Source organism: Rhizobium sp. CC1099 (genome assembly GCF_029714385.1).
In the GTDB taxonomy this organism is placed as follows: domain Bacteria; phylum Pseudomonadota; class Alphaproteobacteria; order Rhizobiales; family Rhizobiaceae; genus Rhizobium.
In genome coordinates, this window is the sequence record NZ_CP121641.1 from 879,265 (window position 1) to 902,919 (window position 23,655).

Below are 23,655 nucleotides of genomic sequence, written 5' to 3' on the forward strand. Positions count from 1 at the left end.
GCTGGGCTCCTTTGTGTCCGGGTCTCATTCAGCGCTGACGGGCGGCGATGCCCGTCGACAATGCTACGCCGATCCCTGTGATGACAGCGGCTGCGATTTCCGCCAGGCCGATTTCCTCGCCCAGCAGGACGCCCCCGCCAAGCGTTGCCAACACCGGCGTGATCGCCGTAAAGGCAGCCGCCTGCGTGCCGCCCAGCGTTTTGACGGCGGTGCCGTAGGCAACCATGGCGACAAGGCCGGACAGGATGCCCTGGCTCAGGACCTGCAGTCCGAGATCTCCAGCACTTGCCCGGGTCAGCGAGGTGCCGAAGCCGGTGGCAAGCGCTGCAATGATCAGGAACGACCAGATGGCGATCAGTGCGCTCGCCTGGATGGCGGTGAGCCCGCTGTGGCGGAAGGCGTGCGTATAGCTTGCCCAAAGAACGGCGCCGGCCGGCAAAAGCACGAAGCTCGTCCACGGCAGCGATGCATCCGAAAGGCTCTGCACAAGCAGGATCAGCACGCCGCAGACGATCGCGGCGAGGCCGAGCTTGCGGGTAATATCCGGCCGCTCCCCGAAGATGAATATGCCGATGAGTGCCGTCGCAAGCGGCATGGAGCCGCCGAGCAGGATGCCCGACGAACCTGCCGGGGTCGCATGGATGGCAAGTGTGGTGACGAGGAAGAAGACAGCACCTGCGCCGGTCACCATCAATGCCAGCAGATGCAGCGGAACGCCCTTCGGCAGCAGGCCGGTCTTGAGCCAAACGGGCGAAAGGGCAAGCGCAGGAATGCCGTAGCGGATCAGTCCGATATCGATCGAGCCGAGCGGCGTTGCTGCGCTGTGGCGGGTCGCAAGAAGCCACGTCGCCCAGATGAGCACCGTGACGGTTGCGCCCGCGTAACCGGCGATGAGGGATGGGGATTTCTCGTTGGCGATGCTGAAGCTGGTCATCGGTCTATCCTTTCTTGTCATTCGGTGTGCTGTCCGACCAAGAAAAAGATAGGCCCGATGGTCAGGGCATGTCCTTGCTATCTGTAGCGCCAAAAACATGCTAGCAGCAATGATCTGCCAACAATGAGGGCTGAAGTTAGAAAATATGCCAAATCTTGATAAATTCGATCTGGCCATCCTCGAATGCCTGCAGGAGGATGCACGCGCCACCAACGTCGAAATCGCCGAAAAGGTAAACCTCTCGCCGTCGCCCTGCCTGCGGCGGATCCGCAACCTGGAAAAAGCGGGTGTGATCCGCGGCTACCGCGCCGATATCGACCGAAAGGAAGTGGGGCTGGGGCTGACGGTCTTAGTCGAGTTCAAAGTGGCCCATCACAGCCGCGAGAATTCGGAATCCCAGCAGGCGGCTCTCCTTGCGATCCCGGAGATCGTTTCCTGTTTCCTGATTTCTGGAAGCGCGGATTTTCTGGCAGAAGTCGTGGTGGAGGACCTTGCTGCCTACGAGCGGCTTCTCACCGATACGTTGCTGACGCTGCCGAACGTCAGCGACATCCGCTCGAACTTCGCCATCCGCAGCATGAAGACCAACGGGCCTTTGAAGCTGCCCAAGGGGAGGTAGATCTGCACGCTCCCCAAGTCAGCCGGTAAAACAGATGGAGGGCAACATGTGAGCGAGCCTTGGTGGTGCCGAGAGCTCACCCTGGATTTTCTCATTCCTGTCCTTGTGACAGGAATCCAGCCATGGGGCGTCCGCCGTGACCCTTTTCATTGAACAGGTCAGGACATGGCGCTGCTGGATCCCTGTGGCAAGCAAGGATGAGGAAGGAGGGTGAAGGCGCTCAACAACACAGCAACGTTGTGCATGCCGCTCGTCTCCTTGCTCGCTCCTTCGTCGCTCAACCCTTACCCGCTCTGAGGACGAGCCACCCAGTCCCCCTTCTCCGCCAGAAGAAGGGGAATAGCCTGCCTAAAGCAACGTCCCGCTAAGGATGAGCAGGGCCACGGAGAAGTAGATCACCAGGCCGCTCACGTCGACCAGCGTCGCGACGAACGGTGCCGACGCGCTGGCGGGGTCCAGCCGAAGCCTTTGCAGCAGGAACGGCAGCATCGAGCCGCAGAGCGAGCCGAAGGTGACGATGCCGATCAGCGCTGCGAAGACGGTGAGGCCGACGAGCAGCCAATGCTCGCCGTAGTCGTAGAGGCCGATTTTCTGCCACAGCACGATGCGGCCGAAGCCGACGAGCCCGAGGATGGTGCCAAGCACGATACCGGTCGGCAACTCGTGCAAGAGCACGCGCCACCAATCCGAAAGCTTGAGCTCGCCGAGCGCCAGGGCACGGATGATGAGCGACGTCGCCTGCGATCCGGAATTGCCGCCCGAGCTCATGATGAGAGGGACGAAGAGCGTCAGCACGATCGCCTTCTCCAACTCCCCTTCGAAATACTGCATGGCGCTTGCCGTCAGCATCTCGCCGAGGAAAAGGGCCGAAAGCCAGCCGGCCCGTTTGCGGATCATGCCGAAAAAACCGATCTTCATGTACGGCTTGCCGAGGGCTTCCATACCGCCGAACTTTTGGGCGTCCTCGGTCGTATCCGCGATCATCGTGTCGATGACGTCATCGACGGTGACGATGCCGAGCATGTGGCCGTCGTCGCTGACGACGGGCAGCGCCAGCAGATTGTGCTTGCGGATCAGCCGGGCGACGTCCTCCTGCGTCATCAGCGGATCGCAGCGAACGAGGCCGCCCTTGTGCGCGACGGAGAAAACCGATGCCTGCGGTTCGCCGGTGATGAGGCGGCGCAGTGTCACGACATTGGTCAGCCGCTGCGTTGCCGCGTCGAGGACGTAGATCGCATAGACCGTCTCGCGCGAGCGCTCGACCTGGCGAACATGGTCGAGCGTCTCGGCAACGGTCCAGGCGTCCGGCACGCTGACGAACTCGGTCGTCATGATGCTGCCGGCCGTGCGCGGCGGATAGCCCATCAGGTGCTTGACGGCGAGCGCCGTCGTGCGGTCGAGCTTCGCGAAAAGGGTCGCGCGGGAATCCTCGTCCAATTCATGGAAGAGATCGGCGACACGATCGTTTGCGGTGGCGTTGAGCAGCCGCGCGGCGTGCTCGACCGGCATCTCGGCGAGAATTGCGGCAGCGTTGTGCAGCTCCGGCCTGCCGAGAATGCGGACGGCCTTCTGCTGCGGAAGCGTGGCGAGGATGGCCGCTGCCTCCGGGATGTCGAGTATGTTGAGACGCTCGACGCGCTCTGCGGTGGTGACCGCTCCGAGGCTGTCGTGGGTGAAGAAACGGGCAGCATGGCCTGCCCGCAGGGGGAAGCGATTGATGTTCACTGGCTCGCCTTTCCGTCGATCCGCCGCAGCGTCCGGCGGGCGAGCCCGACAGGAGTCGGTCAGCGCACGGCGGCCGCGTACGGCAAGGGCAATCGACTGCTACTGTCGCTTGGCATCGGGTTGATGGCTCCGTTGATTTTCCGCGGAAAAGCGCTGTCATCCGCGTGCCGTAAGACCTGCTCCTCCGATCGAGAAAAGTCAAGCGGCGGTGGTTTGTGAGCAAATGCCGCACCCGGGGTGCGGCAATATGCGCGGATTATCGATGCTGGTCAGAAGCCGGCGAGTACTGCCTTGCCCTTCATTCTGCCGCTCTCGACCATCGAATGCGCCTTCTTCATATTGGCCGCATTGATCGCGCCGACGGTTTCGCTGAGTGTCGTGCGGATATTGCCGGCATCGACAAGCTCCGACACCTTGTTGAGGAGGTTATGCTGCTCGATCATATCGGGCGTCGAAAAGAGCGGCCGTGTGAACATCAGCTCCCAATGCACCGATACGGCCTTGCGCTTGAAGGGCACGACGTCGAGGAACTTCGGATCGTCGATCAGCGCGAAACGGCCCTGCGGTGCGATCGCCTCGACGATGTCGGGGATGTGGCTGTCGGTGTTGGTTGTCGAGAAGATGAAGCCTGGAGCCCCGATGCCGAGAGCCGCAACCTGCGGCGCGATCGGCTTGGAGTGATCGACGACGTGGTGCGCGCCAAGTTCCTTCACCCAGACCTGTGTTTCGGGACGGGAGGCGGTTGCGATGACTGTCAGATCGGTCAGCGCCCGGGCGATCTGGATGGCGATCGAACCGACGCCGCCGGCACCGCCGATGACGAGGAGTGCGCGAGCAGCGCCCGGCACCGCGTCCTGAACCTTCAATCGGTCGAACAGTGTTTCATAGGCGGTGATCGAAGTCAGCGGCAGTGCGGCGGCGGCCGCGAAATCGAGGCTCTTCGGCTTGCGGCCAACGATACGCTCGTCGACGAGATGGAATTCTGCGTTCGAGCCCGGGCGATTGATCGCACCGGCATAGTACACCTCGTCTCCGGGCTTGAAGAGCGTGACATCCGGACCCACGGCCTTGACGATGCCGGCTGCGTCCCAGCCGAGAACCTTCACTTCATCTGCCGGTGGTACCGAATGTGCCCGCACTTTCACATCGACCGGATTGACGGAGACGGCCTTGATTTCGACGAGCAGGTCATGCCCGGTCGCCTCCGGAACGGGCAGGTCGACATCGATAAGCGATGTCTCGGCGGAAATGGGCTGCGGGATCTTGTAGGCGACGGCGCGCATGGAAGCCTCCTATGTTCGTTGCACGCAGGCTAGATGCCTCTTATGTTCGGAGACTGCAAGAATGCACAAATTCTGTACGTAGTACCAAAAAGGATACTGTAAAAATGTCGTTGCCCCGCGCCAAGCTGACGAAGAATTTCCCCGGCTGTCCGGTCGAGGCGACGCTGAGCTATCTTGATGGAAAATGGAAAGGCGTCATCCTGTTCCACCTCATGGACGGAACGTTGCGCTTCAACGAATTGCGCCGGAAGCTGCCGGCGGTGACGCAGCGCATGCTGACCAAGCAGCTGCGGGAACTGGAAGAATCCGGCCTCGTCTCGCGCACGGTCTATCCAGTCGTGCCGCCGCGTGTGGAATATGCGCTGACGCCGCTTGGCGAAACGCTGAAGCCGGTCATCCGCGCACTGGCGGCCTGGGGTGAAGAATATGTCTTCTGCCGCCCGGAAGGCCACGAACTGCGCGATCCTTCATGCGCGCCGGCTGCGCTCCAGGCGTAGCGACGCGGCGTAGACGAAGAGGCCGAACAAGGACAGCACGGCGCCGACATAACCCGTTGCCGCAAAGCCGTAGTCCCAGGCGATCACAAGGCCGCCGAGCCAGGCGCCGAGTGCATTGGCGATGTTGAAGGCAGAGTGGTTTGAGGCGGCGGCAAGCGTTTGCGCGTCGGCGGCGACGTCCATCAGCCGCGTCTGCAGCGCAGGACCGGCCGCAAAGCCGCAGCCGACGAGGAACACGCAGATCGCCAGCATAATGGGGCTTGATGCCGTCAGCGAAAACAGCGTCAGCACGACGATGTTGAAGACCAGCGAGCCGCCGATCGTTCCCATGATCGATTTGTCGGCGAGCCATGAGCCGACGATGTTGCCGGCATTCATGCCGACGCCGAAAAGGACCATCATAACGGCAACCATGCTCTCCGGCAGCATCGCGACCTTCATGGTCGTACCGGCGATATAGCTGAACATCGCGAACATCCCGCCATAGCCGACGGCTGCGATGCCGAGCGTCAAGAGCACCTGCGGACGCTTGAAGGCGCCAAGCTCGCGCAGGAAGCTGGCACCGTCCGCGACCTGGTCGCGCGGCACGTAGTACCAGATGAGCGCCACGGTCACGAGGCCGATAACGCCGACGGAGGTGAAGGCGACGCGCCAGTCGAGCGACTGGCCGAAGAAGGTAGCAAGTGGCGTGCCGAGCAGGGTTGCGATCGTCAGACCCAGCATCACCCGGCCGACGGTTCGCGCTCGCTTGTGCACCGGCACCATCGAAGCAGCGACAATCGCGGCGACGCCGAAATAGGCGCCGTGCGGCAGGCCGGTGATGAAGCGCATCACGGTGAAGCTCTCGAAGGTTGGGGCCAGTGCGCTCAAGATATTGCCGACCGCGAAAATGCCCATCAACAGCAGAAGCAGTGAGCGGCGTGTCATCTTGGCGGCGAGGACCGCGATCACCGGTGCGCCGATGACGACGCCGAGCGCATAGGCGCTGATGACATAACCCGCCTGCGGGGTCGTGACCGAAAACGTGTCCGCCACATTCGGCAGCAGGCCCATGATGGCGAATTCGCCGGTGCCGATCCCGAAGCCGCCGCAGGCGAGCGCCAGCTGCACCAGGGCGATCGCCATCGGCGAGGGGGCTTCGCAAGCCGGACTGGAATCGATGGAATCGTCTACGGCGATCTGGCTCACGCGAGCTCCTGAGGCATGTCTGCAGGGCAAACCATCCGAAGTGCGGGCGCTGAGGCGGATGTCGGCCGTTCTATGGCGGGAGACGGAGATCAAGAGTCTCCATCATTGAAATCATGGGTGATCGCGCCGTCAGCGTCGAGTGCGTTTTTCGCAGTGCAGCGTCCTGCTATGTGCATACGTGCATTGCAATATTTGCGCTTGGACGCCTCGCAGATACGTCGGTCACAGGCATGCCGCGCTTGAAAACGAAGAGGGTCCAACCATCTTAAGAGGCACTGATGAGACGCCACGACGCGAGGAACGGCACGCCTGATGAAGCTTGTAGGTTTTTTCAATAGAGACGGTGGTACCTTCCGCACCACCGATATGGAGGCCTACGAAAAGCGGGCAGAGGCGACCTTCCGGGAAGCGGGACATGACTTCGAGGCCATCGTCTTTTCCGGCAAGGAGATCGTTCCCGCGATGGAGCGGGCCGCCCGGCGCGACGATATCGACGGCATCGTCGCGGGCGGCGGTGACGGCACGATTTCGGCAGCGGCCTCGATTGCCTGGAAGAACGGCGTCGCCCTCGGTGTCGTACCGGCCGGAACCATGAACCTCTTCGCCCGCTCGCTGAAAGTGCCGCTCGATATCTGGCAGGCGCTGGATGTGTTGGCCACCGGCGAGGTCGATCATGTCGACATAGCAAGCGCCAACGGCCGGCCCTTTATCCATCAGTTCTCGGCAGGGCTTCATGCGCGCATGGTGCGATACCGCAACTCCTTCACCTATCGCTCCCGTTTCGGCAAGATGCGCGCCAGCGTCCGCGCAGCCTTCGGCGTAGTGCTCAACCCGCCGGAATTCGAAGTCGAATTCCAGGCGCTCGGCGTGCGCGAGACGCGCCGCGTATCGGCCGTTTCGGTCTCCAACAATCCCTTCGGCGAGAACGCGCTTCTTTACGCCGATAACCTGCGCAGCGGCGAGCTTGGCTTCTACACCGCAAAACCGCTGAAGCCGATCGGCGTCGCCCGTCTTGCCGTCGATATGCTGCGGGGCAAGGTGCGCGAAAATGCCGATGTGATGGTCATGCATCCGGCCGAAGTACATCTGCATTTCCCGAAGCTGAGGGCAAAGGCCAATTGCGTCATGGACGGCGAGCTTTTGCCGCTCGAACGCGACATTTCCATCAAGCTGCATCCCGAAGAGCTGAAGGTGCTGGTCAAGCAGGGCCTTGCCGCGCAGGTCAATGAGGCCGAGCGGCGGGAGCCTGCGGCTTAGTTTGCCTCTTCACGCCAGCATCGGCCCAGTCGCATTGGAATGCCAGCACGGGCTTCGAAAATCCTTTCAAACGCCGCCGCGTCGCATGCGTGAAAAGATCAGCGGTGCCGTACTCCCGAAAAATATTCTCCGACACGAGGATATGGTCGCCGGAGGCGGCCGCGCACAAGCGTGCTGCAAGTTGCACAGTGGAGCCGAACAGGTCGTTGCTGTCCTCGACGGGCTCGCCGCAATCCAGTCCGATGCGAACATGAATCGGCTCGGGGTTTCCGCGGTTGTAACGTTTGAATTCCTGCTGGATCGTCCTGGCGCAATCGACGGCTGCGGCTGTCGAGGCGAATGTCGCCATGATGCCGTCACCGGTGTGCTTCACCTCGCGGCCCGAAGAGTGGCTGAGGCATCTGTGCACGATCGAGTCATGCGCCCTGACCAGTTCGGTCGCCATGCGGTCGCCAAGGCGCGATGTCATCGCGGTCGAGCCGACGATGTCGGTGAACAGGATGGCGCGGTGGCCGGAATCCATCTCACCTGAGGCTTGTCCAGGCGCCGGCTCGGGGTCGTGAATTCGGCCAAGAAACGCCTCGACCGCCGACAACGCGACCTCGACAACCTCGCCGGCGACGAAGCCATGCGCTTCACGGTGCACGCATTGAGCGGTTTCCGCGTCGGGCGCGTCCACGAGGCAAAATGCGGTCCCGCGCCGCTGGTCGAACCAGTAGGTGAGGAACTTAACGCCATACCGGTCCTGAATCTCGAGATCCCTGCGATGGGCCTCGGCAACGTCGGCGGCTGTGGTTCCCGTGAGTTCATGCCGGTCCATGAAGATAGCCATTGCGCGCTCCTTTCGGAAACCTCCGCTTATAGAACGTTTCATTCTACGACTTGGACACCGCCCGGTCCACCTTTGAGATGGCTGCCGGCAAGCCTTAGACGCGCGGCAGATAGGTCCGGTAGTCGAAGTCCGAGACCGTGCGCAGATAGGTGATGGCTTCCTTGTATTTGGTGTCGCCGTAGAGTTTCTGATAGCGCTCGCCGAAGAGATCGGCGATGAAGGGCGATGCGCGAAAGGCTTCCACCGCCGTCAGGAAATCATGCGTCAGCCGAGCCGTGTTTTCCGGCACGTGCGACGGCGTCGTCTCCTCGCCGGGGTCGAGATCGTCGTCGAGGCCAAGCAGCATGCCGCCGAGGATGGCGGAAAGCAGCAGGTAAGGATTGGCATCTGCGCCGGCGACGCGATGCTCGATGCGCGCTGCCGGCCCGTACGTATCCGGGATGCGGATCGCCGTGCCGCGATGGCCGGTGCCCCAAGTGAGGTCGATGGGCGCAAAGGAGCCCGGCTGGAAGCGGCGGTAGGAATTGGCGAAAGGCGCAAAGATCAGCTGCGCCTCGCGCATCGTGTTCAGCATTCCGGCGCAGGCGGATTTCAGCCGCTTCGGCTCACCGCCCTTTGCATCGAGGATATTGCGGCCTTCCCTGTCGATGACGCTCGCATGCACATGCAGGCCGGAGCCGGCATGTTCGGAATAGGGCTTGGCCATGCAAGTCGATTTGAGGCCGTGCTTGCGGGCGGCCTGTTCGGCGATGCGCTTCAGGTAAATGCAGTCGTCGGCGGCGGCCAAGGCATCCGGCCGGTGCAGCAGGTTGATTTCGAATTGCCCGGGCCCGAACTCGGCCGTCGTCGCCTCCGCAGGCAGGTTCTGCGCCTTGGCATAGGCGCGCACCGTTTGCAGGTAATCGTCGAGCGCATCGACGGCGCTCATGTCGTAGAGCTGGAAACCGTTCGGTTCGCCGCGATAGGTCAGGCTTTTCGGCGGCGAGGGACGGCCGGTATCGCGCCAGTCCTGTTCCATCACATAGAATTCGAGTTCCGTCGCGACGACCGGCGTGAGGCCGCGCTCTTCGTAGCGCTTCAGCACCGCTGCCAGGATCGCTCGCGGATCCATGAAGCTCGGGCTGCCGTCGAATTCGTGCATGGTTGCCAGCACCTGCATGGAGCCTTCCGGCGCCGCCCAGGGCATCGGCGCAAGGCTGCGCTCATCGGCGATGCAATTGCCGTCCGGATCGCCGATCGTCAGCGACAGGCCGGTGATGTCGTCATTATCGTCGCCCCAGATATCGAGTGACTGCGTCGAGGAGGGGAGACGCACCGCGCCTTCCCAGATTTTCTTCTGGGCATCCAGCGGGATCTGCTTGCCGCGCAAATCCCCGTTCATGCCGACCAGCAGGATTTCGATCCTCGGTTCGCCTGTCGCAGCATTGCCATGCATGATGTCGGCCGTCATGATCTTGAAAATCCCCTCGGACAAGGCCAAGGTCGTAGCTCATTGAGACGGCCCTTTCAATCTCCGCAGGTGTTTTGCAAATCATGTCCGATACTTACCAGCGCTCAAATCTCGCCGCCATCGATGCCGCCCACCATCTGCATCCCTTTTCCGACATGAAGAAGCTGAATGCCGACGGCACGCGCATCATCCAGCGCGGCGAGGGCGTCTACATCTGGGATAACCACGGCAAGAAGTATCTGGATGGTTTTGCCGGGCTCTGGTGCGTCAATGTCGGCTACGCCCGCAAGGAAATCACCGATGCCGTCGCGCGGCAGATGAACGAGCTGCCTTACTACAACACCTTCTTCGGCACCACGAGCACGCCGACGACGCTGCTTGCGGAAAAGGTAACCGCGCATGCCGGCCGGCGCTTCAACCATGTCTTCTTCACCGGCTCCGGCTCAGAGGCCAACGATACCTGGTTCCGCATGGCGCGCGTCTATTGGAGTGCGGTCGGCAAGCCTTCGAAGAGGATCGTGATCGCCCGCAAGAACGGCTACCACGGCTCGACGGTTGCCGGTGCCAGCCTCGGCGGCATGAAATATATGCATGAGCAGGGCGACCTGCCGATTCCCGGCATCGTCCATATCGGCCAGCCTTATTGGTACGGCGAGGGCGGCGACCTCTCGCTCGCCGAATTCGGCCTTAAGGTGGCCCGCGAACTGGAGGCGAAGATCGATGAGCTCGGCGAGGAGAATGTCGGAGCTTTCGTCGCAGAGCCGGTGCAGGGTGCGGCGGGCGTCATCATCCCGCCCGAGACCTATTGGCCGGAGATCGACCGCATCTGCAAGGCGCGCAACATCCTGCTCGTTGCCGACGAAGTCATCTGCGGCTTCGGCCGTCTCGGCGAATGGTTCGGCCATCAGCATTTCGGCGTCGAGCCAGATCTGGCGCCGATCGCCAAGGGTCTCTCATCGGGCTACCTGCCGATCGGCGGCGTGTTGGTCAGCGGTCGCATCGCCGATGTGCTGATCAACGAGGTCGGCGACTTCAACCACGGCTTCACCTATTCCGGCCATCCGGTCTGCGCTGCCGCGGCGCTGGAGAACTTGCGCATCATCGAGGACGAAAAGCTGGTCGAGCGCGTCCGCGGCGACATCGGTCCTTACTTTGCCAAAGCCTGGGGCGCTCTCGGCGACCATGACCTCGTTGGCGAAGCGGTGAGCATCGGCCTGATGGGCGGCCTGCAGCTCACTGCCGATAAGAAGACGCGCACCCGATTCGAAAAGCCCGACGCGGTCGGAGCGCTCGTCCGCAACCATGCACTCGCGAACGGCCTCGTGCTGCGGGCCACCGGCGACCGCATGCTGGCATCCCCGCCACTTGTCATCACTCATGATGAGGTGGACGAAATGGCACGGATCGCAAGGATCGCGCTGGATGCGGCGTGGAAGGAACTGAAAATCTAATCCGCGGGCGCGACCCACGCGTAGCCGAAACGATAGGAATCGCCGTTGCGGGCGTAGTAATACGGAACCTCGATCGTCGAAACCTCGGGCGCGATGCTGCCGAGCTCCGGCACCGATTTTAGCCAATCGGCGGCTTTGGCGGGCAGGGCATTGCCTTGTGCAGTGCTTAGCGGCCAGACAACGAGCAGCGGGCGCTCCTTCGAGATCGAGACCGTAGGCTTGAACCCTGGATAGTCCGTTGAAATCACGGTCGCTGGAAGAAGGTCCTTCCGCAAATTCCCCGCAAGCAGGCTGCCTTCCGCGAGAATAGCGGCAGGCTCGCCCTGTTGCCGGAGCGCTGCGGCGAGCTGCGCGTAGGGAACGTTCAAACGCTCGTAATCGCCGTTCAAAGTGGCAGCTGCAATGCGTCCGAAGAGAATACTTGGAACGGCGATCATGATTATCGCGACGACCGGTACGAGGCGGCGCAAGGGATTTAGAACCGCAACATTCGATGCCTCGATCTTCAGGCAAAGATAAAGCGGGAAGATGAAGAAGAGCGGCACCAGCCAGCGATCCTTGATATGGGCCGCTCCGCCGAAAATGACGAGAAGCAGGATGCCAAGGATGGAAAAAAGCATAATGCGCTCAAGGAGCTGCGTCCACTGCGACCTGCCGGAGAAGGCCGAGAGAAACGGCTTGCCGAACGCGATCGCGAAGACAAGCAACGTGACCGCGCAAAAGCCAATCACTGCCAGAACGAGCAACCCTGAACCCATGGCGACCTGCACGACATAGCTCGCATTGCCGCCGTCGGTCAGCTTTTTCAGTGTCCGGGCCGTTGCGAAACCGAGATTGTCCTTCAGCCAGAAGAGATGCGGCAGTGCGATGACGAGAGCGGTGATTGTGGTCAGAGCCATGCGCCAGTCGAAGACGCGCTTGCGCATCTGCGGATCGAGCAGTGCCGCCAAGAGCGCCGAAGCGGGCAGAAGGGCGAAATTATATTTGGACAGCAGGCCGATGCCGATGCCGATGCCGGTCACGAGATATGAGAGCACATCCGGCTTCTTGAGCGATCGGATAAATCCGTAGAGGAAGACGCAGCCGGAGAAGAACACCGCGACCGTATGCGTCAGGTCGCGCTGCATTTCGAATGCGACTTGCGGAAGCGTCAGGAGCCCGAGCGTTGCGACCACCACAAGCACGCTGTTCTTCAGGACCATCCGTGCCGTCAGGCCGTAAATCACGTAGGATGTGAAGAGCAGCGCATTCTTGACGACGGCAAGCGAAAGCAGCGAGACACCGCTGATCGAAAAGGCGGCATATTGCAGCCAGTTATAGAAAGGCGGCTGCGGGCCATAACCGGCGGCAAGCCATTGCGAGCGGAAGGCCTGCTCGGCTTCGTCGAGCCCGAGTGTCGGCGGCATCGCCACGCGAACGGCGATCTGTATGAGAAAATATGCGGCAAGCACAGCGAAAAACCACCGCATGTCGACGTTGCGGGCCTTGTCCACGTCCTCGTTCATTTCATTTCCGTTCAAGCCAGACATAGCCGAGCGCAAAGATGTTGCCGCTCTTGCCGAAGTGGTACGGGAGCGCCAGCGAGCCGATCGCGTCCGGTTCGATGCCGCAGCGAGCTGCCCCGCCGTCTCTCAAACGTCGCTTCCATCGAAAATCTGCCGCACGATGTAATTAGGCGAAGCGTCGTCGCGATAGTAGGTGCGGGCAATCATCTCGGCCAGAATGCCAGTCGTGATCAACTGCACGGACGAGAGCAGCAGCACGACGCCGACCATGAGCATCGGGCGGGTACCGATATCGTTGCCCAGAACGAACTTGTCGAAGAACAGGTAAAGCAGGATCAGCGTTGCGAGTGCTCCAAGGCCAAGGCCGAGCGAGCCGAAGAAATGGCCGGGCCGCGCCTTGTAGCGCATGAAGAACATCACCGACAGCAGGTCGAGGATAACGCGGAAGGTTCGCGAGATGCCGTATTTCGACTGGCCGTGCTGGCGAGCATGGTGCGTGACGGCCATTTCGCCGATGCGCGAGCTCGGGACGACGCCGGCGACCCAGGCGGGGATGAAGCGGTGCATTTCGCCCATCAGCTTCACCTGCTTGATGATGGAGGCGCGGTAGATCTTCAGGCTGCAGCCATAGTCGTGCAGCTTCACGCCGGTGATGCGGCCGATCAGATAGTTGGCGCACCATGAGGGAATCTTGCGCAGCAGCAGGCCGTCCTTGCGGTTCTTGCGCCAGCCGACCAGGAGATCGAGTTCACGGCGCTCGAGTTCGGAAATCATCGAAGGAATGTCTTTCGGATCATTCTGCAGGTCGCCGTCCATCGTTGCAATTAGCCGGCCTTGCGCCGTGTCGATGCCGGCCTGCATCGCAGCGGTCTGGCCGAAGTTGCGCTGCAACTCCACGATCCTGAGCGCCAGCCCTTCACGCCCTAGATATTTGCGGGCATTGACGAGCGTGGCATCCGTGCTGCCGTCATCGATCAGGATAAGCTCCCACCGGTAAGGATAGGCGACCATCGCATCGCAGATGCGTTCGACAAGCGGGCCGACGCTTTCTTGCTCGTTGAAGACCGGCACCACAAGCGAAAGTTCGAGCGACTGCGTTAGATCATTTGCGCTCTGCAGCGACTCTGACGTTGTCTGCAACTGTTATTGCTCCTAAAAGGCCGTGACGGCCAGTCGAGCGGCGTTTTGGCCGCTGAAGTCAGGAAGCCTAGTACATGAACTCTCCGGTTGGCGCCAGCCGACAATCCTGGTTCGGGCGCAATCGCATGACACTGCTGACGGTCGTAATCGTCGCAGCCTATGCATCCTTCATCGAGTGGTTCTGGGGATGGTCGGCCATCATCGCCCAATGGGCCGCCGTCGGCGTGATGCCGATCCTTGTGGCTCTTGCATTATTGACCAGTACCTATTTCCTGCGGACATGGCGCATTCTCGATTACTTCCCGCGGGAGACGGCGGGCAGTTTCCGCACGCTTTTCCGGGTGACGCAGGTTCATAACCTGCTCAATATCATGATGCCGTTTCGCACCGGGGAGACGAGCTTTCCCGTTCTCATGCGCGCGGAATTCGGCATTCCGTTGACGCGGGCAACCTCTGCCCTGCTTGTCATGCGTCTCCTCGATCTGCACGCGCTGCTTGCCGCAGCCGGCATCGGATTTGCGGCAGCCGCCCCGAGTGCCGTTCTGGCCTGGCTTTTGTGGGCCGCATTCCTGTTCTTGCCGATCACCGCTTTCCTGATCCGCAAGCCATTCCTTCGCTTCGGATTCCGGCTCTTTCCCGCCAAGGCGCAAGGCTTCCTGTCGGAGATCGAAAACGGCCTGCCCGCAAATGCCTCAGCCTTCGCGCGGGCCTGGGCCATGACGGCGGTGAACTGGCTGGTGAAGGTCGTCGTGCTCGCCTGGGCGCTTAGCCTCATGGGCGTTTCGCCGCTCACGGCGAGCTTCGGCGGCGCGCTCGGTGGCGAGCTTTCGTCGGTTCTGCCGGTCCATGCGCCGGGCGGCGTTGGCACCTATCCCGCGGGCATTACCGCAGGCGCCGTTGCCTTGGGTGCACCGGGCGGAAAGGCGGAGCTTGCAGCCCTGGCGCAGGCAAGCATCAACGCACATCTGTTGATCATCGTCTCCGCCTTGACGGGAACGGCAATCTCACTGCCCCTCGGGCGCCGCCGTCAGCTCTGATATCCTCTTGCGCAGGAAAGCCAGCTCAGGCCCTTGCGGACAAAGGGACAGCGCGCGTTCATAGGCGGTGATCGCCTCCGCCGGTCGGCCGAGCTGGCGCAGGAAATCGGCGCGTGCGGCATGGGCAAGGTGATAGGTGCCGAGCTTTCCGGATGCCAGGATGCCGTCGATGATCTCAAGCCCTCTCTGCGGTCCTTCCGACATTGCGATCGCCACTGCGCGGTTGAGTTCGACGATCGGCGAGGGCTGCGCCGTAATCAGCAGATCGTAATAGGCAGCGATGCGCGGCCAATCCGTTGCCTCCGGCGTTCCGGCCTTGGCATGTTCGGCGGCGATGGCGGCCTGGACAGTGTAGAGGCCGACCTCGCTAGGTTCCATCGCCCGCCGCAGCAGATCCAGACCTTCTTCTATCTTCCTGCGATCCCAGGTCGATCGATCCTGCTCTGCAAGCAGGATCAGGCTGCGGTCCTCAGCGCACCGCGCCAGCCTGCGGGAGTCCTGCAGCAGCATCAGCGCCAGCAGGCCCTCGACATCGGGGTGCGGCAGCAAGTCCGCGACCAGCCGCGCCAGCCGGATCGCCTCGGCCGTCAGGTCCGCCCGTACCACTTCTGTGCCCCAAGAAGCCGAATACCCCTCGTTGAAGACGAGGTAGATGACGTGTAGCACGCGGTCGAGGCGCTCCGGCAGTTCGTCGAGGTCCGGAACTTCGTAAGGGATGCGGTCGGAACGTATCTTGATCTTTGCCCGCACGATCCGCTGTGCGACGGTCGGGGCCGGAACGAGGAATGCATGGGCGATTTCCTCGGTCGTCAGGCCGCAGACTTCGCGCAGCGCCATTGCCATCTGCGCGTCGGATGGAATGGCCGGATGGCAGCAGGTGAAGATCAGCCGCAGCATGTCGTCGCCGATAAGCTCCATGTCGCCGATCTCGGTCGCGTCGGCCTCGCCGTATAGGCTGTCTTCGATGTCCTTCAGCGACGCATCGAAGCGCGAGCGCCGCCGGATATGGTCGATTGCCTTGTGGCGTCCGGTGGAAACGAGCCATGAAAAAGGATTGCCGGGAACGCCGTCGCGCGGCCATGCGCGCGCGGCCGCCGCAAAAGCGTCGTGCAGGGCCTCCTCCGCCCGGTCGAAATCGCCGAGCAGGCGGATGAGAGTTGCCAGCACCCGTCTCGATTGCGACCGGTAGATGTCCTCGATCAGTTTCTCCAAATGCTACTCCGGTAAAGTGAGTATCCGCACCGGCCGCAGTTCCACGGCGCCGACGCGTGCGGAGGGGATGCGTGCGGCAATCTCCTTCGCCGCTGCATCGTCCGGTGCTTGGATCACGTAGAAACCCGCAAGATGCTCCTTGGTTTCGACATAAGGGCCATCGGTCGCCTGCAGTGCGTTGTTGCGGACCCGCAGCACGGTTGCTTTCTCCGGCATTTCCAGCGCATCGGAGTGGAGCATGATGCCGTTGCGGCGCAGCCCTTCGTCGAAGCTGAAATGCGCTCTGAGGAGTTCGCCAGTCTCCTTCGGCGTCAGCGTGCCGTCAACGTCTGCGGAATTGTAGATCAGGCAAACATAACGCATCGACTACTCTCCGTCTTTGATGGAATAGGCAGGGCGGATCTCGACAGAGGCATATTTCAGGATCGGGAAGCTCGAAACGATCGATTTCGCTTCTTCCATGTCCCTGGCTTCGAGCAATACGAAGCCGCCGAGGTGCTCCTTGATTTCTGCGAAGGGACCATCCGTGGCAACCGTCGTGCCCTTGCGGATGCGCAGAGTGACGGCTGACGCGGGCTCGCGCAGCGCAAGCGCAACCTGAAGGAAACCGCGCTCGCGCCAGCGATCGTCACTGACGATGCATTCCTGCGTCAGCGCCTCCCATTCTTCCTGCGGGACCAGCTTGCTTTTTTCGGTATCGAACCAGACCTGGCAAAGAAACTTCATGGCGTGCTTCCTCAGCCGAACGTGTAGACAGGACGAACTTCAATGCTGCCGAGCTTTGCCAGTGGAATACCGGCTGCGACACGGATCGCATCATTCAGATCGTTGGCCTCGATCAGGATGAAGCCGCCGAGTTGTTCCTTCGTCTCGGCATAGGGGCCATCTGTCACCGACACCTCGCCATTGCGGACACGGATGGTTACTGCACTCTTCGGCGATTGTAGAGCCTCGGCGTGGATCATGTGGCCGCTTGCGACGAGGTCCTCATCATAACCAAGCGAATCCCTGTCGAGCTTCTTCTTCTCCCCGTTCCTCATGCGCTCGAGCACGGATGGCTCGAACCACACCTGACACAGATATTTCATCGCTTGTCTCCTCCGGGCTGCCTCTCACAGCATGTTGACGACGAGACTAGGCTGAATTCGACAGCAAAGAAAAAAATCTTTGTTCGCCCGGACTGTCGAAATCAGCGGCGCGCATTCGACAAAGCTCCATCGATAACATTGAAGGAGTGAAGGACATGGGAGTTCTGGAAGTCGCCATTGCAAGTCTCATCTGGGCGCGCCGCAAGGAGCAGCCTCGCGATGAGCTTTACGGGACAGATATTGGCCAGTTTCTTGGGCGGATGGTGGTTGCCTTTGCGGTGTTTGCAACGGTCATCACAGGACTGCAGATTGCGGCCGCACGCCATGACGACCCGCAAACGGTTGCGGATCGCACGGTGGCAGAAGCGAATTGAAATGGCCTACTGGAAGGCCGTCTCGAAGAAGCTGCGAAGCTTGCGGGAATGCAGTGCCTCCGGCGGCATTGCCGCAAGCTTCTGGATGGCGCGGATGCCGATCTGCAGGTGCTGGTTGACCTGTGTTCGATAGAAGGCGGTCGCCATGCCCGGCAGTTTCAGCTCGCCATGCAGCGGCTTGTCGGAAACGCAAAGAAGCGTGCCGTAGGGCACACGGAAGCGGAAGCCGTTGGCCGCGATCGTTGCCGATTCCATGTCGAGCGCGATGGCACGGGCCTGGGAGAGCCGCTTCACAGGGCCGCGCTGGTCGCGTAGCTCCCAGTTGCGGTTGTCGATCGTGCCGACGGTGCCGGTGCGCATGATGCGCTTCAGCTCGAAGCCTTCGTAGCCGGTGATTTCGGCGACGGCTGCTTCCAGCGCCACCTGCACTTCGGCAAGCGCGGGGATCGGCACCCAGACCGGCAGGTCGTCGTCGAGAACATGATCCTCGCGCATATAGGCGTGCGCCAGGACATAGTCGCCGAGCCGCTGGCTGTTGCGCAACCCGGCGCAGTGGCCAAGCATCAGCCAGGCATGTGGGCGCAGAACGGCCACGTGGTCGGTGATCGTCTTGGCGTTGGAGGGACCGACGCCGATATTGATCATGGTGATCCCGGCATGGCCCTTTTTCTTCAGGTGATAAGCAGGCATCTGCGGCAAGCGCGGGGCCGTGGCATCGGTTTCCGGCTGGCACGATCCGGCGTGGGTGATGATGTTGCCCGGCTCGACGAAGGCCGTATAGCCGTCCTCGCCGCCGCCCTTGGCTATCGTCGCGCGCGCCCAGGCGCAGAACTCGTCCATATAGAACTGGTAATTCGTGAAAAGCACGAAGTTCTGGAAGTGCTGCGCGCTCGTTGCTGTGTAGTGGGCAAGGCGGGCGAGCGAATAATCGGTGCGCTGCGCCGTGAAAGCGGCAAGCGGCGAGGGCTCGCCCGGCGGTGGGATATATTCGCCGTTGGCGATCTCGTCGTCGGTCGTATTGAGGTCTGGCGTGTCGAAGAGGTCGCGCATCGGAATGTCGATGAAGGTCGAGGCGGACGCTTCGACATGCGCGCCCTCGCCGAAGGCGAAATGCAGCGGGATCGGCGTCGAGGACTCGGACACGACGATTGGAACGTTATGGCTCCTCATCAAGAGCGCCAGCTGTTCCTTCAGGTAGTGACGGAAAAGCTTCGGCCGGGTGACGGTCGTCGTATAGACGCCCGGCGCCGTCACATGCCCGTAGGAGAGGCGGGAGTCGACATGGCCGAAGCTGGTCGTCTCGATGCTGACCTGAGGGTAGAAGGCGCGGTAGCGCGAGGTAATCGGCGCGCCCTTGGCAAGCTCCGAAAAACTGTCGATCAGGAAGGTGGTATTGCGTTCGTAGAGCGCAGTCAGCGCATCGACGGCCTGCGCTGGATCGTCGAAGCTTTGCGGTTCAAAGGCAGGTGGCGAGGAAATATCAAGAGGTAATGGAGAGATTCGTTTGCTCATGGCGCATTATAGGTTGCCCTTTTTAACAAGCAAGCGACGCGCCTTCGGCCGGCGGGAGAATTATTCAGCGGACGCCGGTGCAGAAGGGGCTGGTCACGTTGAGGCAGGTGTAGTTCGCACCGAAATGCGATTGTGCTCCGCCCCCGCCGCCGCGCACGACCGCTGCCGAAAATGTGATCGCGAAAACCGCCGCGAACAGCGTGATGACGGTGAAGCGTCTTGCGAGAATAAGCACGTCCATGTTCCTCGGGCCGATATGCGTCTTATCGTTGAGATAACTCTTGCCACACGCCAGCTGAACGGGTGCTGAGGTTCCGGTTCATTTGGCGTTCACAATGGTCGACGGCTTGAAGGCGGCGCTTCGCAACTTATGTGTCTAGTCCCGCAAAGGAGATTTCATGACCGCACCGATCGAACTTTACTACTGGCCGACCCCGAACGGCTTTAAGATCAGCATCATGCTCGAGGAACTCGGCGTTCCCTACGAGGTGAAGTACATCAACATCGGCAAGGGCGAGCAGTTCGCGCCCGACTTCCTGAAAATCGCGCCGAACAACCGCATGCCGGCGATCATCGATCCGGACGGTCCCGGCCGGGCGCCGATCTCCGTCTTCGAATCCGGCGCCATTCTCCAATATCTCGGCCGCAAATACGGCAAGTTCTATCCACAGGACGAGCGCACGCGCGTGCAGGTGGAAGAATGGCTCTTCTGGCAGGTCGGCGGCCTCGGCCCGATGGCCGGCCAGGCGCACCACTTCCGCAGCTATGCGCCGGAAAAGATCGAATACGGCATCAACCGCTACACGAACGAAGTGAACCGCCTCTACGGCGTGATGAACAGGCGGCTGGAAGGCCGCGGCTACTTCGCCGGCGACTATTCGATCGCCGACATGGCCTGCATCGGCTGGGTGATCCCCTACGAGCGACAGGGACAGAACCTCAATGATTTCCCGAACCTCAAGGCCTGGTTCGAGCGCATGCATCAGCGCCCGGCGGTCTTGAGGGGTATCGAAGTCGGCAAGGAAGAGCGCGAACGCCAGGCGAATCTCGCCGAGGACAAGGAAGCGCAGAAGATTCTCTTTGGCCAGCGCGCCCGCTGAGGGCGGCACCCAAGGATATGGCTTGAATGTCGAATTAAAGGCGAGGTCGCTTAAACCACGTTGTTAGGGCGGCCTTCCTTGTTCAAGTTACTTCAGCCGTGAGTTCGCGGATTTCGATTGTTGCAGAAGGTCGCTTGGCAATGTTGCAAAAGTCAGAAGGCTGCAACAGTTCCTCAACTTGTGAAGCGAAATGATGCCGACTATCGACACGAAGTTAAAAACCGCTCTTCCCGAAATTGCCGATGATCGGTTGTTTTTCAGGGAGACGGCGTTCATCCATGTTGCGCGCGCGTTGTTCAGTCTGCCTTGGTTACTGGACAACGCTTTGACGGTCTCGCAACACCCCGCAGCCGCATCCTCTGGCATCTTGAGTCATCGATTTTTGCATGCGGGCACGCTGGCGTCCGCCCGGCATTTTTTCGGTCCTGACGACCAGGCTCGCGAGACTTCACGAGCGTTGGCCCAATAGCACCTCCTTGGAAACCGATCCCGTGCAGTTTTTGCGGCCGCTTTTGATTCTAAAGCCGCGTCCAGGTCTGCGACTTGCAGAGTACCTTAAGCACGCAGCCCTTCATCTTTAACGAATTGCCGGAGAGGCTTCCCGAGCCGCTGTAGGTCTTGTCGTTTTTAGGGTCGGTGATCTCGCCGTTATAGGTGCCGCCGGTGCCGGCAAGTGTCCCGATCTTCTTGCCCGCGAATTTGCCGGTTTTCAGCGTCACGCAGTAGCTGCCGCCGCAAGAAGCGATTTGGGCGGTTTCGCCCGAGGCCGTCTTCCAGTTGCCGACGATCGGCTCCTCCGCGCAAGCAAGGCTGGCTGAAAGCGCCATGGCGCCGGCGAGAATAAGTGTACGGATCATCCTTTCCTCCCTGATGTCCTGAGCGCGGCGAAATTAACTGACGCGAACGTAAAGGTAAACAGGCGACAATCGTGAAATTTCGCTGATTTCCACGGTGCTTTTTCGCAAAATTGTTTCCAGCTAGCTTTTTGCGGACTGATTTCGTGGTGAACGAAAGGTTGATTTTCAAACGTGAATCTTTCGTAAAATTGTCCGGAAAGTCCTTAATGCGCAGGGACTCCGATGTTTAACGAAAACCCAATTTTACCAAGCGTTTGCACTTTGTTTGTCTCAAATTAATCATGCATTTTAGGCGTTTTTTGAAAGCGTCCCGGCATAGTGGAGCCATCAAACGAGCGGGGCAAACCCGCCGGACCGAAGGGACCGAAAGCTGCGATAGACGGCAGGGCCTGGAAGGTAAAACAGGGCAAATCGATAACAGACTAAACAGGGAATAAACCGATGGCACGCTTTGAAATGCACAATGCTGAAATGGCCACCATGGGTGGCGACAACAACGCCGATATCTTCTGCGAAATGGGCCTGATGTATGCAACAGGCCGCGGCTGCGACGTTGATCTCGTCGCCGCGCACAAGTGGTTGAACATCGCCGCGATCAAGGGCAACGACCGTGCTGCCGAACTTCGCGCCGATGTCGCCGCCACGATGGACAAGATGCAGCTCGCCGCGGCACTCCGCGCCGCCCGTGAGTGGATGACGGTCCACTGAGACCGTCTCCGGCGCGAAGGAACAATTGAGAGAAATAACAACCTCAAAAGCGGGGACTGGCGGGGCGCCTTGGACGGGGCCGGGGCCGGGAGAACGGAAACCGCGACCGGCAGGAACAAGGCCGGCGCGGTCTTTCCATTTAGTCCAGCAAGCGGAGAACCTGCGGCAGGGCTTCCTCGAAGCGGGCCATATCCCGCTCCGGCCCGACGCTGACGCGGACGCAGCGGTTGAGCGGCGCGACACCCGGCATGCGGATGAAGACGCCGTGCTGCATCAGCCCGTCGACGATTGAGCGGGCATAGGTACCGTCGCGTCCGGCGTCGATTGCGACGAAGTTCGTGGCCGACGGCAGCGGCGAAAGCTGGTTGGCGCGGGCGATCGAGGCGATGCGTTCGCGCGCGGCATGGATATTGCCGACGACCTCGGCGAGATAGGCCTGATCCTTGAGCGCGGCAAGTGCCGCCGCCGTCGCCAGCCGGTTCATGCCGAAGTGGTTCCTGATCTTGTCGAAGGCCAGCGCCGTGCCGGGCGTCGAGATGGCATAGCCGACGCGTGCCCCGGCGAGACCATAGGCCTTCGAGAAGGTACGGGTGCGCACGACGTTTGGCAGGCCGATCAGCGCCTCGATCGAGGGAAGTGAGCCGGCAGGGCCGGTTTCGCTATAGGCCTCGTCGAGCACCAGCAGGCAGGTTTCCGGAAGGGCGCGGGCGAAGGCGACGATCCTGTCAGCATCCCACCAGCTTCCCATCGGATTGTCTGGATTGGCGAAGTAAACGAGCGGGGCGCTTTCGCGCTTCACCGCATCGAGCAGGCCGGAGAGATCCTCGCGGTCGTTGACGTAGGGCACTGTCACCAGCCGTCCGCCGAAGCCTGCGACGTGGAAATTGAAGGTCGGATAGCCGCCGAGCGACGTGACGACCGGCATTCCCGGTTCGATCACCATGCGGACGATCTGGCCGAGGAGTTCGTCGATGCCGCCGCCGATCGCGATATTGGCAGCCGTCACGCCGAGATGGGCAGCCAGCGCCTCGCGGAGATCGAAGTTCTCCGGATCGTTGTATTTCCAGATATCGCCGGCCTGCTCGCGCATCGCGGCAAGCACGGAGGGCGCGGGGCCGAAGCCGTTTTCGTTGGCGCCGATGCGGGCCTCGACCTTGAGGCCGCGCTGGCGCTCGATGGCCTCGGGGCCGACAAAGGGAACGGTGGAAGGAAGGACGCTGACCAGCGGCGTGAAGCGCGAGAAGGCGGACATCGAAATGCAGGTTCCAGGGATGATGAAAAATCGCGCCAACAATAGGCACTGCCATCCTCATGGCAAGGAAGATTATTCTATCGCGCGCGTAGCTTACGGTCTGCTTTCGATACGCGGTGCGCGATACGCTTCGATCGCTTCGAGATTGCCGGCCATGAAGTCGGCGCGCACGACGCGCCGAAGCACTTCGGGGTCCAGTGTGTTGATGAAGCGGACACCGATGCGCTCGTTGTTGCGGTGGACCTCCGCGCAGCCGATGCGATAGGCAAGGCCGAGAATATTGAGATAGTAGTGTTTCGGCAGCCCGGCCGCCGACGAGACGACGAAGGTGGCGCCGCCGCGGGAAATATCCAGGATCTCCGCGCTTCGAAGCGAGATGCCGGTCAGGCACGGGCGGATGGCGACGATGCGGGCCGGGCGCCGCACGTTGAACTGTTCCCAGCGTACGTCGTAAACTTCCGATCTGACCGTAGCAAGGTGGGTTGCTCGGAGCATGGACATGACGCGGCTCTCCCTGGGCCAAGCTCATCCTGGCCCTGTTGTCGCATAGCGTCACATGAATGTTTTTCGCATTCGTCAAACGGATCGAGATAATTTTAATGAAAGCTAATTTTGTTTTAAGTGCACAGGCCTG

General features: G+C 61.3%; 27 protein-coding genes. 9 read left to right on the plus strand and 18 right to left on the minus strand.

Going from position 1 to position 23,655, the window contains the following annotated elements:
* Nucleotides 1-28: 28 nt before the first annotated feature.
* On the minus strand, nucleotides 29-934 hold the full coding sequence (locus QA644_RS04350) for a DMT family transporter (RefSeq protein WP_194729288.1): 906 nt from the start codon (nucleotides 932-934) through the stop codon (nucleotides 29-31).
* A gap of 145 nt (nucleotides 935-1,079) precedes the next feature.
* Here QA644_RS04350 and QA644_RS04355 point away from each other — a divergent pair, with 145 nt between their 5' ends.
* Nucleotides 1,080-1,553 carry an Lrp/AsnC family transcriptional regulator gene (locus tag QA644_RS04355; RefSeq protein ID WP_074067114.1) on the plus strand — a complete coding sequence of 158 codons (474 nt, stop codon included), beginning with the start codon at nucleotides 1,080-1,082 and terminating at the stop codon, nucleotides 1,551-1,553.
* A gap of 348 nt (nucleotides 1,554-1,901) precedes the next feature.
* Here QA644_RS04355 and mgtE read toward each other — a convergent pair whose 3' ends face one another.
* Together mgtE and QA644_RS04365 are read right to left on the minus strand one after the other, a co-directional pair.
* Entirely contained in the window at nucleotides 1,902-3,278 is a 1,377-nt protein-coding gene (gene mgtE, locus QA644_RS04360) for a magnesium transporter (RefSeq protein WP_239594870.1), read from the minus strand.
* Between the two features lie 269 nt (nucleotides 3,279-3,547).
* Nucleotides 3,548-4,561 (minus strand): zinc-binding alcohol dehydrogenase family protein, encoded by a 1,014-nt coding sequence (locus QA644_RS04365; RefSeq protein WP_239594868.1) that lies wholly within the window; start codon nucleotides 4,559-4,561, stop codon nucleotides 3,548-3,550.
* 104 nt (nucleotides 4,562-4,665) lie between these two features.
* Here QA644_RS04365 and QA644_RS04370 point away from each other — a divergent pair, with 104 nt between their 5' ends.
* A complete protein-coding gene (locus tag QA644_RS04370; RefSeq protein ID WP_074067117.1) occupies nucleotides 4,666-5,058 on the plus strand; it encodes a helix-turn-helix domain-containing protein in 393 nt (130 codons plus the stop codon).
* On the opposite strand, the gene QA644_RS04375 is transcribed toward QA644_RS04370, so the two are convergent.
* A complete protein-coding gene (locus QA644_RS04375) occupies nucleotides 5,029-6,246 on the minus strand; it encodes an MFS transporter (protein ID WP_074067118.1) in 1,218 nt (405 codons plus the stop codon). The genes QA644_RS04370 and QA644_RS04375 overlap by 30 nt on opposite strands.
* Nucleotides 6,247-6,558: 312 nt before the next feature.
* Between QA644_RS04375 and QA644_RS04380 the strand changes: the two genes are divergently transcribed.
* On the plus strand, nucleotides 6,559-7,503 hold the full coding sequence (locus QA644_RS04380; RefSeq protein WP_194729292.1) for a diacylglycerol kinase family protein: 945 nt from the start codon (nucleotides 6,559-6,561) through the stop codon (nucleotides 7,501-7,503).
* Here the strand turns inward: QA644_RS04380 and QA644_RS04385 are convergent.
* Nucleotides 7,469-8,335 carry a nickel-binding protein gene (locus tag QA644_RS04385; protein ID WP_283071246.1) on the minus strand — a complete coding sequence of 289 codons (867 nt, stop codon included), beginning with the start codon at nucleotides 8,333-8,335 and terminating at the stop codon, nucleotides 7,469-7,471. The genes QA644_RS04380 and QA644_RS04385 overlap by 35 nt on opposite strands.
* A 94-nt stretch (nucleotides 8,336-8,429) precedes the next feature.
* A complete protein-coding gene (locus QA644_RS04390) occupies nucleotides 8,430-9,785 on the minus strand; it encodes a glutamine synthetase family protein (RefSeq protein ID WP_283071248.1) in 1,356 nt (451 codons plus the stop codon).
* Between the two features lie 83 nt (nucleotides 9,786-9,868).
* Here QA644_RS04390 and QA644_RS04395 point away from each other — a divergent pair, with 83 nt between their 5' ends.
* Entirely contained in the window at nucleotides 9,869-11,236 is a 1,368-nt protein-coding gene (locus QA644_RS04395) for an aspartate aminotransferase family protein (protein ID WP_074067121.1), read from the plus strand.
* Here QA644_RS04395 and QA644_RS04400 read toward each other — a convergent pair.
* The 3 genes from QA644_RS04400 to QA644_RS04410 are packed head-to-tail and all read right to left on the minus strand — an operon-like array spanning nucleotide 11,233 to nucleotide 13,881.
* Nucleotides 11,233-12,741 carry a glycosyltransferase family 39 protein gene (locus tag QA644_RS04400; protein WP_283071250.1) on the minus strand — a complete coding sequence of 503 codons (1,509 nt, stop codon included), beginning with the start codon at nucleotides 12,739-12,741 and terminating at the stop codon, nucleotides 11,233-11,235. The two genes, QA644_RS04395 and QA644_RS04400, sit on opposite strands and share 4 nt — an antisense overlap.
* A gap of 1 nt (nucleotide 12,742) precedes the next feature.
* Nucleotides 12,743-12,871 (minus strand): hypothetical protein, encoded by a 129-nt coding sequence (locus QA644_RS04405; RefSeq protein ID WP_283071252.1) that lies wholly within the window; start codon nucleotides 12,869-12,871, stop codon nucleotides 12,743-12,745.
* On the minus strand, nucleotides 12,868-13,881 hold the full coding sequence (locus QA644_RS04410; protein WP_283071253.1) for a glycosyltransferase family 2 protein: 1,014 nt from the start codon (nucleotides 13,879-13,881) through the stop codon (nucleotides 12,868-12,870). Before QA644_RS04410 ends, QA644_RS04405 begins: the two co-directional genes overlap by 4 nt.
* Before the next feature lie 74 nt (nucleotides 13,882-13,955).
* Between QA644_RS04410 and QA644_RS04415 the strand changes: the two genes are divergently transcribed.
* A complete protein-coding gene (locus tag QA644_RS04415; RefSeq protein ID WP_283071254.1) occupies nucleotides 13,956-14,918 on the plus strand; it encodes a lysylphosphatidylglycerol synthase domain-containing protein in 963 nt (320 codons plus the stop codon).
* Here the strand turns inward: QA644_RS04415 and QA644_RS04420 are convergent.
* The 4 genes from QA644_RS04420 to QA644_RS04435 are packed head-to-tail and all read right to left on the minus strand — an operon-like array spanning nucleotide 14,886 to nucleotide 17,218.
* Entirely contained in the window at nucleotides 14,886-16,130 is a 1,245-nt protein-coding gene (locus QA644_RS04420; protein WP_283071256.1) for an RNA polymerase sigma factor, read from the minus strand. The two genes, QA644_RS04415 and QA644_RS04420, sit on opposite strands and share 33 nt — an antisense overlap.
* A gap of 3 nt (nucleotides 16,131-16,133) precedes the next feature.
* Complete coding sequence (locus QA644_RS04425; protein ID WP_239594854.1) at nucleotides 16,134-16,493, minus strand: YciI family protein; 360 nt, start codon at nucleotides 16,491-16,493, stop codon at nucleotides 16,134-16,136.
* A 3-nt stretch (nucleotides 16,494-16,496) separates the two neighbouring features.
* Nucleotides 16,497-16,856: a YciI family protein gene (locus QA644_RS04430; RefSeq protein ID WP_283071259.1), complete on the minus strand. Its 360-nt coding sequence runs from the start codon at nucleotides 16,854-16,856 to the stop codon at nucleotides 16,497-16,499.
* Between the two features lie 11 nt (nucleotides 16,857-16,867).
* A complete protein-coding gene (locus tag QA644_RS04435) occupies nucleotides 16,868-17,218 on the minus strand; it encodes a YciI family protein (RefSeq protein WP_194729300.1) in 351 nt (116 codons plus the stop codon).
* Nucleotides 17,219-17,373: 155 nt separating this feature from the next.
* Here QA644_RS04435 and QA644_RS04440 point away from each other — a divergent pair, with 155 nt between their 5' ends.
* Nucleotides 17,374-17,592 carry a hypothetical protein gene (locus QA644_RS04440; RefSeq protein ID WP_283071261.1) on the plus strand — a complete coding sequence of 73 codons (219 nt, stop codon included), beginning with the start codon at nucleotides 17,374-17,376 and terminating at the stop codon, nucleotides 17,590-17,592.
* 6 nt (nucleotides 17,593-17,598) lie between these two features.
* Here QA644_RS04440 and QA644_RS04445 read toward each other — a convergent pair whose 3' ends face one another.
* Nucleotides 17,599-19,104, minus strand: a complete 1,506-nt coding sequence (locus QA644_RS04445; RefSeq protein ID WP_039844391.1) for an AMP nucleosidase — start codon at nucleotides 19,102-19,104, stop codon at nucleotides 17,599-17,601.
* 64 nt (nucleotides 19,105-19,168) lie between these two features.
* Nucleotides 19,169-19,339 (minus strand): hypothetical protein, encoded by a 171-nt coding sequence (locus tag QA644_RS04450; protein ID WP_167363805.1) that lies wholly within the window; start codon nucleotides 19,337-19,339, stop codon nucleotides 19,169-19,171.
* A 163-nt stretch (nucleotides 19,340-19,502) separates the two neighbouring features.
* Between QA644_RS04450 and QA644_RS04455 the strand changes: the two genes are divergently transcribed.
* Nucleotides 19,503-20,204 (plus strand): glutathione S-transferase N-terminal domain-containing protein, encoded by a 702-nt coding sequence (locus QA644_RS04455; RefSeq protein WP_283071263.1) that lies wholly within the window; start codon nucleotides 19,503-19,505, stop codon nucleotides 20,202-20,204.
* A gap of 193 nt (nucleotides 20,205-20,397) precedes the next feature.
* Entirely contained in the window at nucleotides 20,398-20,673 is a 276-nt protein-coding gene (locus tag QA644_RS04460; RefSeq protein ID WP_283071265.1) for a hypothetical protein, read from the plus strand.
* 49 nt (nucleotides 20,674-20,722) lie between these two features.
* Here the strand turns inward: QA644_RS04460 and QA644_RS04465 are convergent, their stop codons facing one another.
* Nucleotides 20,723-21,061: a DUF2147 domain-containing protein gene (locus tag QA644_RS04465; RefSeq protein WP_194729303.1), complete on the minus strand. Its 339-nt coding sequence runs from the start codon at nucleotides 21,059-21,061 to the stop codon at nucleotides 20,723-20,725.
* A 441-nt stretch (nucleotides 21,062-21,502) separates the two neighbouring features.
* Between QA644_RS04465 and QA644_RS04470 the strand changes: the two genes are divergently transcribed.
* Nucleotides 21,503-21,769 (plus strand): sel1 repeat family protein, encoded by a 267-nt coding sequence (locus tag QA644_RS04470; RefSeq protein WP_022714612.1) that lies wholly within the window; start codon nucleotides 21,503-21,505, stop codon nucleotides 21,767-21,769.
* A 139-nt stretch (nucleotides 21,770-21,908) separates the two neighbouring features.
* Here the strand turns inward: QA644_RS04470 and QA644_RS04475 are convergent, their stop codons facing one another.
* Nucleotides 21,909-23,021 carry a pyridoxal phosphate-dependent aminotransferase gene (locus QA644_RS04475; RefSeq protein WP_239594847.1) on the minus strand — a complete coding sequence of 371 codons (1,113 nt, stop codon included), beginning with the start codon at nucleotides 23,019-23,021 and terminating at the stop codon, nucleotides 21,909-21,911.
* Between the two features lie 93 nt (nucleotides 23,022-23,114).
* Nucleotides 23,115-23,522 carry a PilZ domain-containing protein gene (locus QA644_RS04480; RefSeq protein WP_239594845.1) on the minus strand — a complete coding sequence of 136 codons (408 nt, stop codon included), beginning with the start codon at nucleotides 23,520-23,522 and terminating at the stop codon, nucleotides 23,115-23,117.
* Nucleotides 23,523-23,655 lie beyond the last annotated feature (133 nt).

What these genes read in the sequence shown, in the direction of transcription:
- QA644_RS04445 (WP_039844391.1), bottom strand. Translation starts at nt 19,104, where the DNA reads ATGAGCAAACGAATCTCTCCATTACCTCTTGATATTTCCTCGCCACCT.
- QA644_RS04465 (WP_194729303.1), bottom strand. Translation starts at nt 21,061, where the DNA reads ATGATCCGTACACTTATTCTCGCCGGCGCCATGGCGCTTTCAGCCAGC.
- QA644_RS04395 (WP_074067121.1), top strand. Translation starts at nt 9,869, where the DNA reads ATGTCCGATACTTACCAGCGCTCAAATCTCGCCGCCATCGATGCCGCC.
- QA644_RS04430 (WP_283071259.1), bottom strand. Translation starts at nt 16,856, where the DNA reads ATGAAGTTTCTTTGCCAGGTCTGGTTCGATACCGAAAAAAGCAAGCTG.
- QA644_RS04415 (WP_283071254.1), top strand. Translation starts at nt 13,956, where the DNA reads ATGAACTCTCCGGTTGGCGCCAGCCGACAATCCTGGTTCGGGCGCAAT.
- QA644_RS04480 (WP_239594845.1), bottom strand. Translation starts at nt 23,522, where the DNA reads ATGTCCATGCTCCGAGCAACCCACCTTGCTACGGTCAGATCGGAAGTT.
- QA644_RS04385 (WP_283071246.1), bottom strand. Translation starts at nt 8,335, where the DNA reads ATGGCTATCTTCATGGACCGGCATGAACTCACGGGAACCACAGCCGCC.
- QA644_RS04455 (WP_283071263.1), top strand. Translation starts at nt 19,503, where the DNA reads ATGACCGCACCGATCGAACTTTACTACTGGCCGACCCCGAACGGCTTT.
- QA644_RS04390 (WP_283071248.1), bottom strand. Translation starts at nt 9,785, where the DNA reads ATGACGGCCGACATCATGCATGGCAATGCTGCGACAGGCGAACCGAGG.
- QA644_RS04440 (WP_283071261.1), top strand. Translation starts at nt 17,374, where the DNA reads ATGGGAGTTCTGGAAGTCGCCATTGCAAGTCTCATCTGGGCGCGCCGC.
- QA644_RS04460 (WP_283071265.1), top strand. Translation starts at nt 20,398, where the DNA reads ATGCCGACTATCGACACGAAGTTAAAAACCGCTCTTCCCGAAATTGCC.
- QA644_RS04370 (WP_074067117.1), top strand. Translation starts at nt 4,666, where the DNA reads ATGTCGTTGCCCCGCGCCAAGCTGACGAAGAATTTCCCCGGCTGTCCG.
- QA644_RS04435 (WP_194729300.1), bottom strand. Translation starts at nt 17,218, where the DNA reads ATGAAATATCTGTGTCAGGTGTGGTTCGAGCCATCCGTGCTCGAGCGC.
- QA644_RS04380 (WP_194729292.1), top strand. Translation starts at nt 6,559, where the DNA reads ATGAAGCTTGTAGGTTTTTTCAATAGAGACGGTGGTACCTTCCGCACC.
- QA644_RS04400 (WP_283071250.1), bottom strand. Translation starts at nt 12,741, where the DNA reads ATGAACGAGGACGTGGACAAGGCCCGCAACGTCGACATGCGGTGGTTT.
- QA644_RS04425 (WP_239594854.1), bottom strand. Translation starts at nt 16,493, where the DNA reads ATGCGTTATGTTTGCCTGATCTACAATTCCGCAGACGTTGACGGCACG.
- QA644_RS04475 (WP_239594847.1), bottom strand. Translation starts at nt 23,021, where the DNA reads ATGTCCGCCTTCTCGCGCTTCACGCCGCTGGTCAGCGTCCTTCCTTCC.
- QA644_RS04350 (WP_194729288.1), bottom strand. Translation starts at nt 934, where the DNA reads ATGACCAGCTTCAGCATCGCCAACGAGAAATCCCCATCCCTCATCGCC.
- QA644_RS04365 (WP_239594868.1), bottom strand. Translation starts at nt 4,561, where the DNA reads ATGCGCGCCGTCGCCTACAAGATCCCGCAGCCCATTTCCGCCGAGACA.
- QA644_RS04470 (WP_022714612.1), top strand. Translation starts at nt 21,503, where the DNA reads ATGGCACGCTTTGAAATGCACAATGCTGAAATGGCCACCATGGGTGGC.
- QA644_RS04355 (WP_074067114.1), top strand. Translation starts at nt 1,080, where the DNA reads ATGCCAAATCTTGATAAATTCGATCTGGCCATCCTCGAATGCCTGCAG.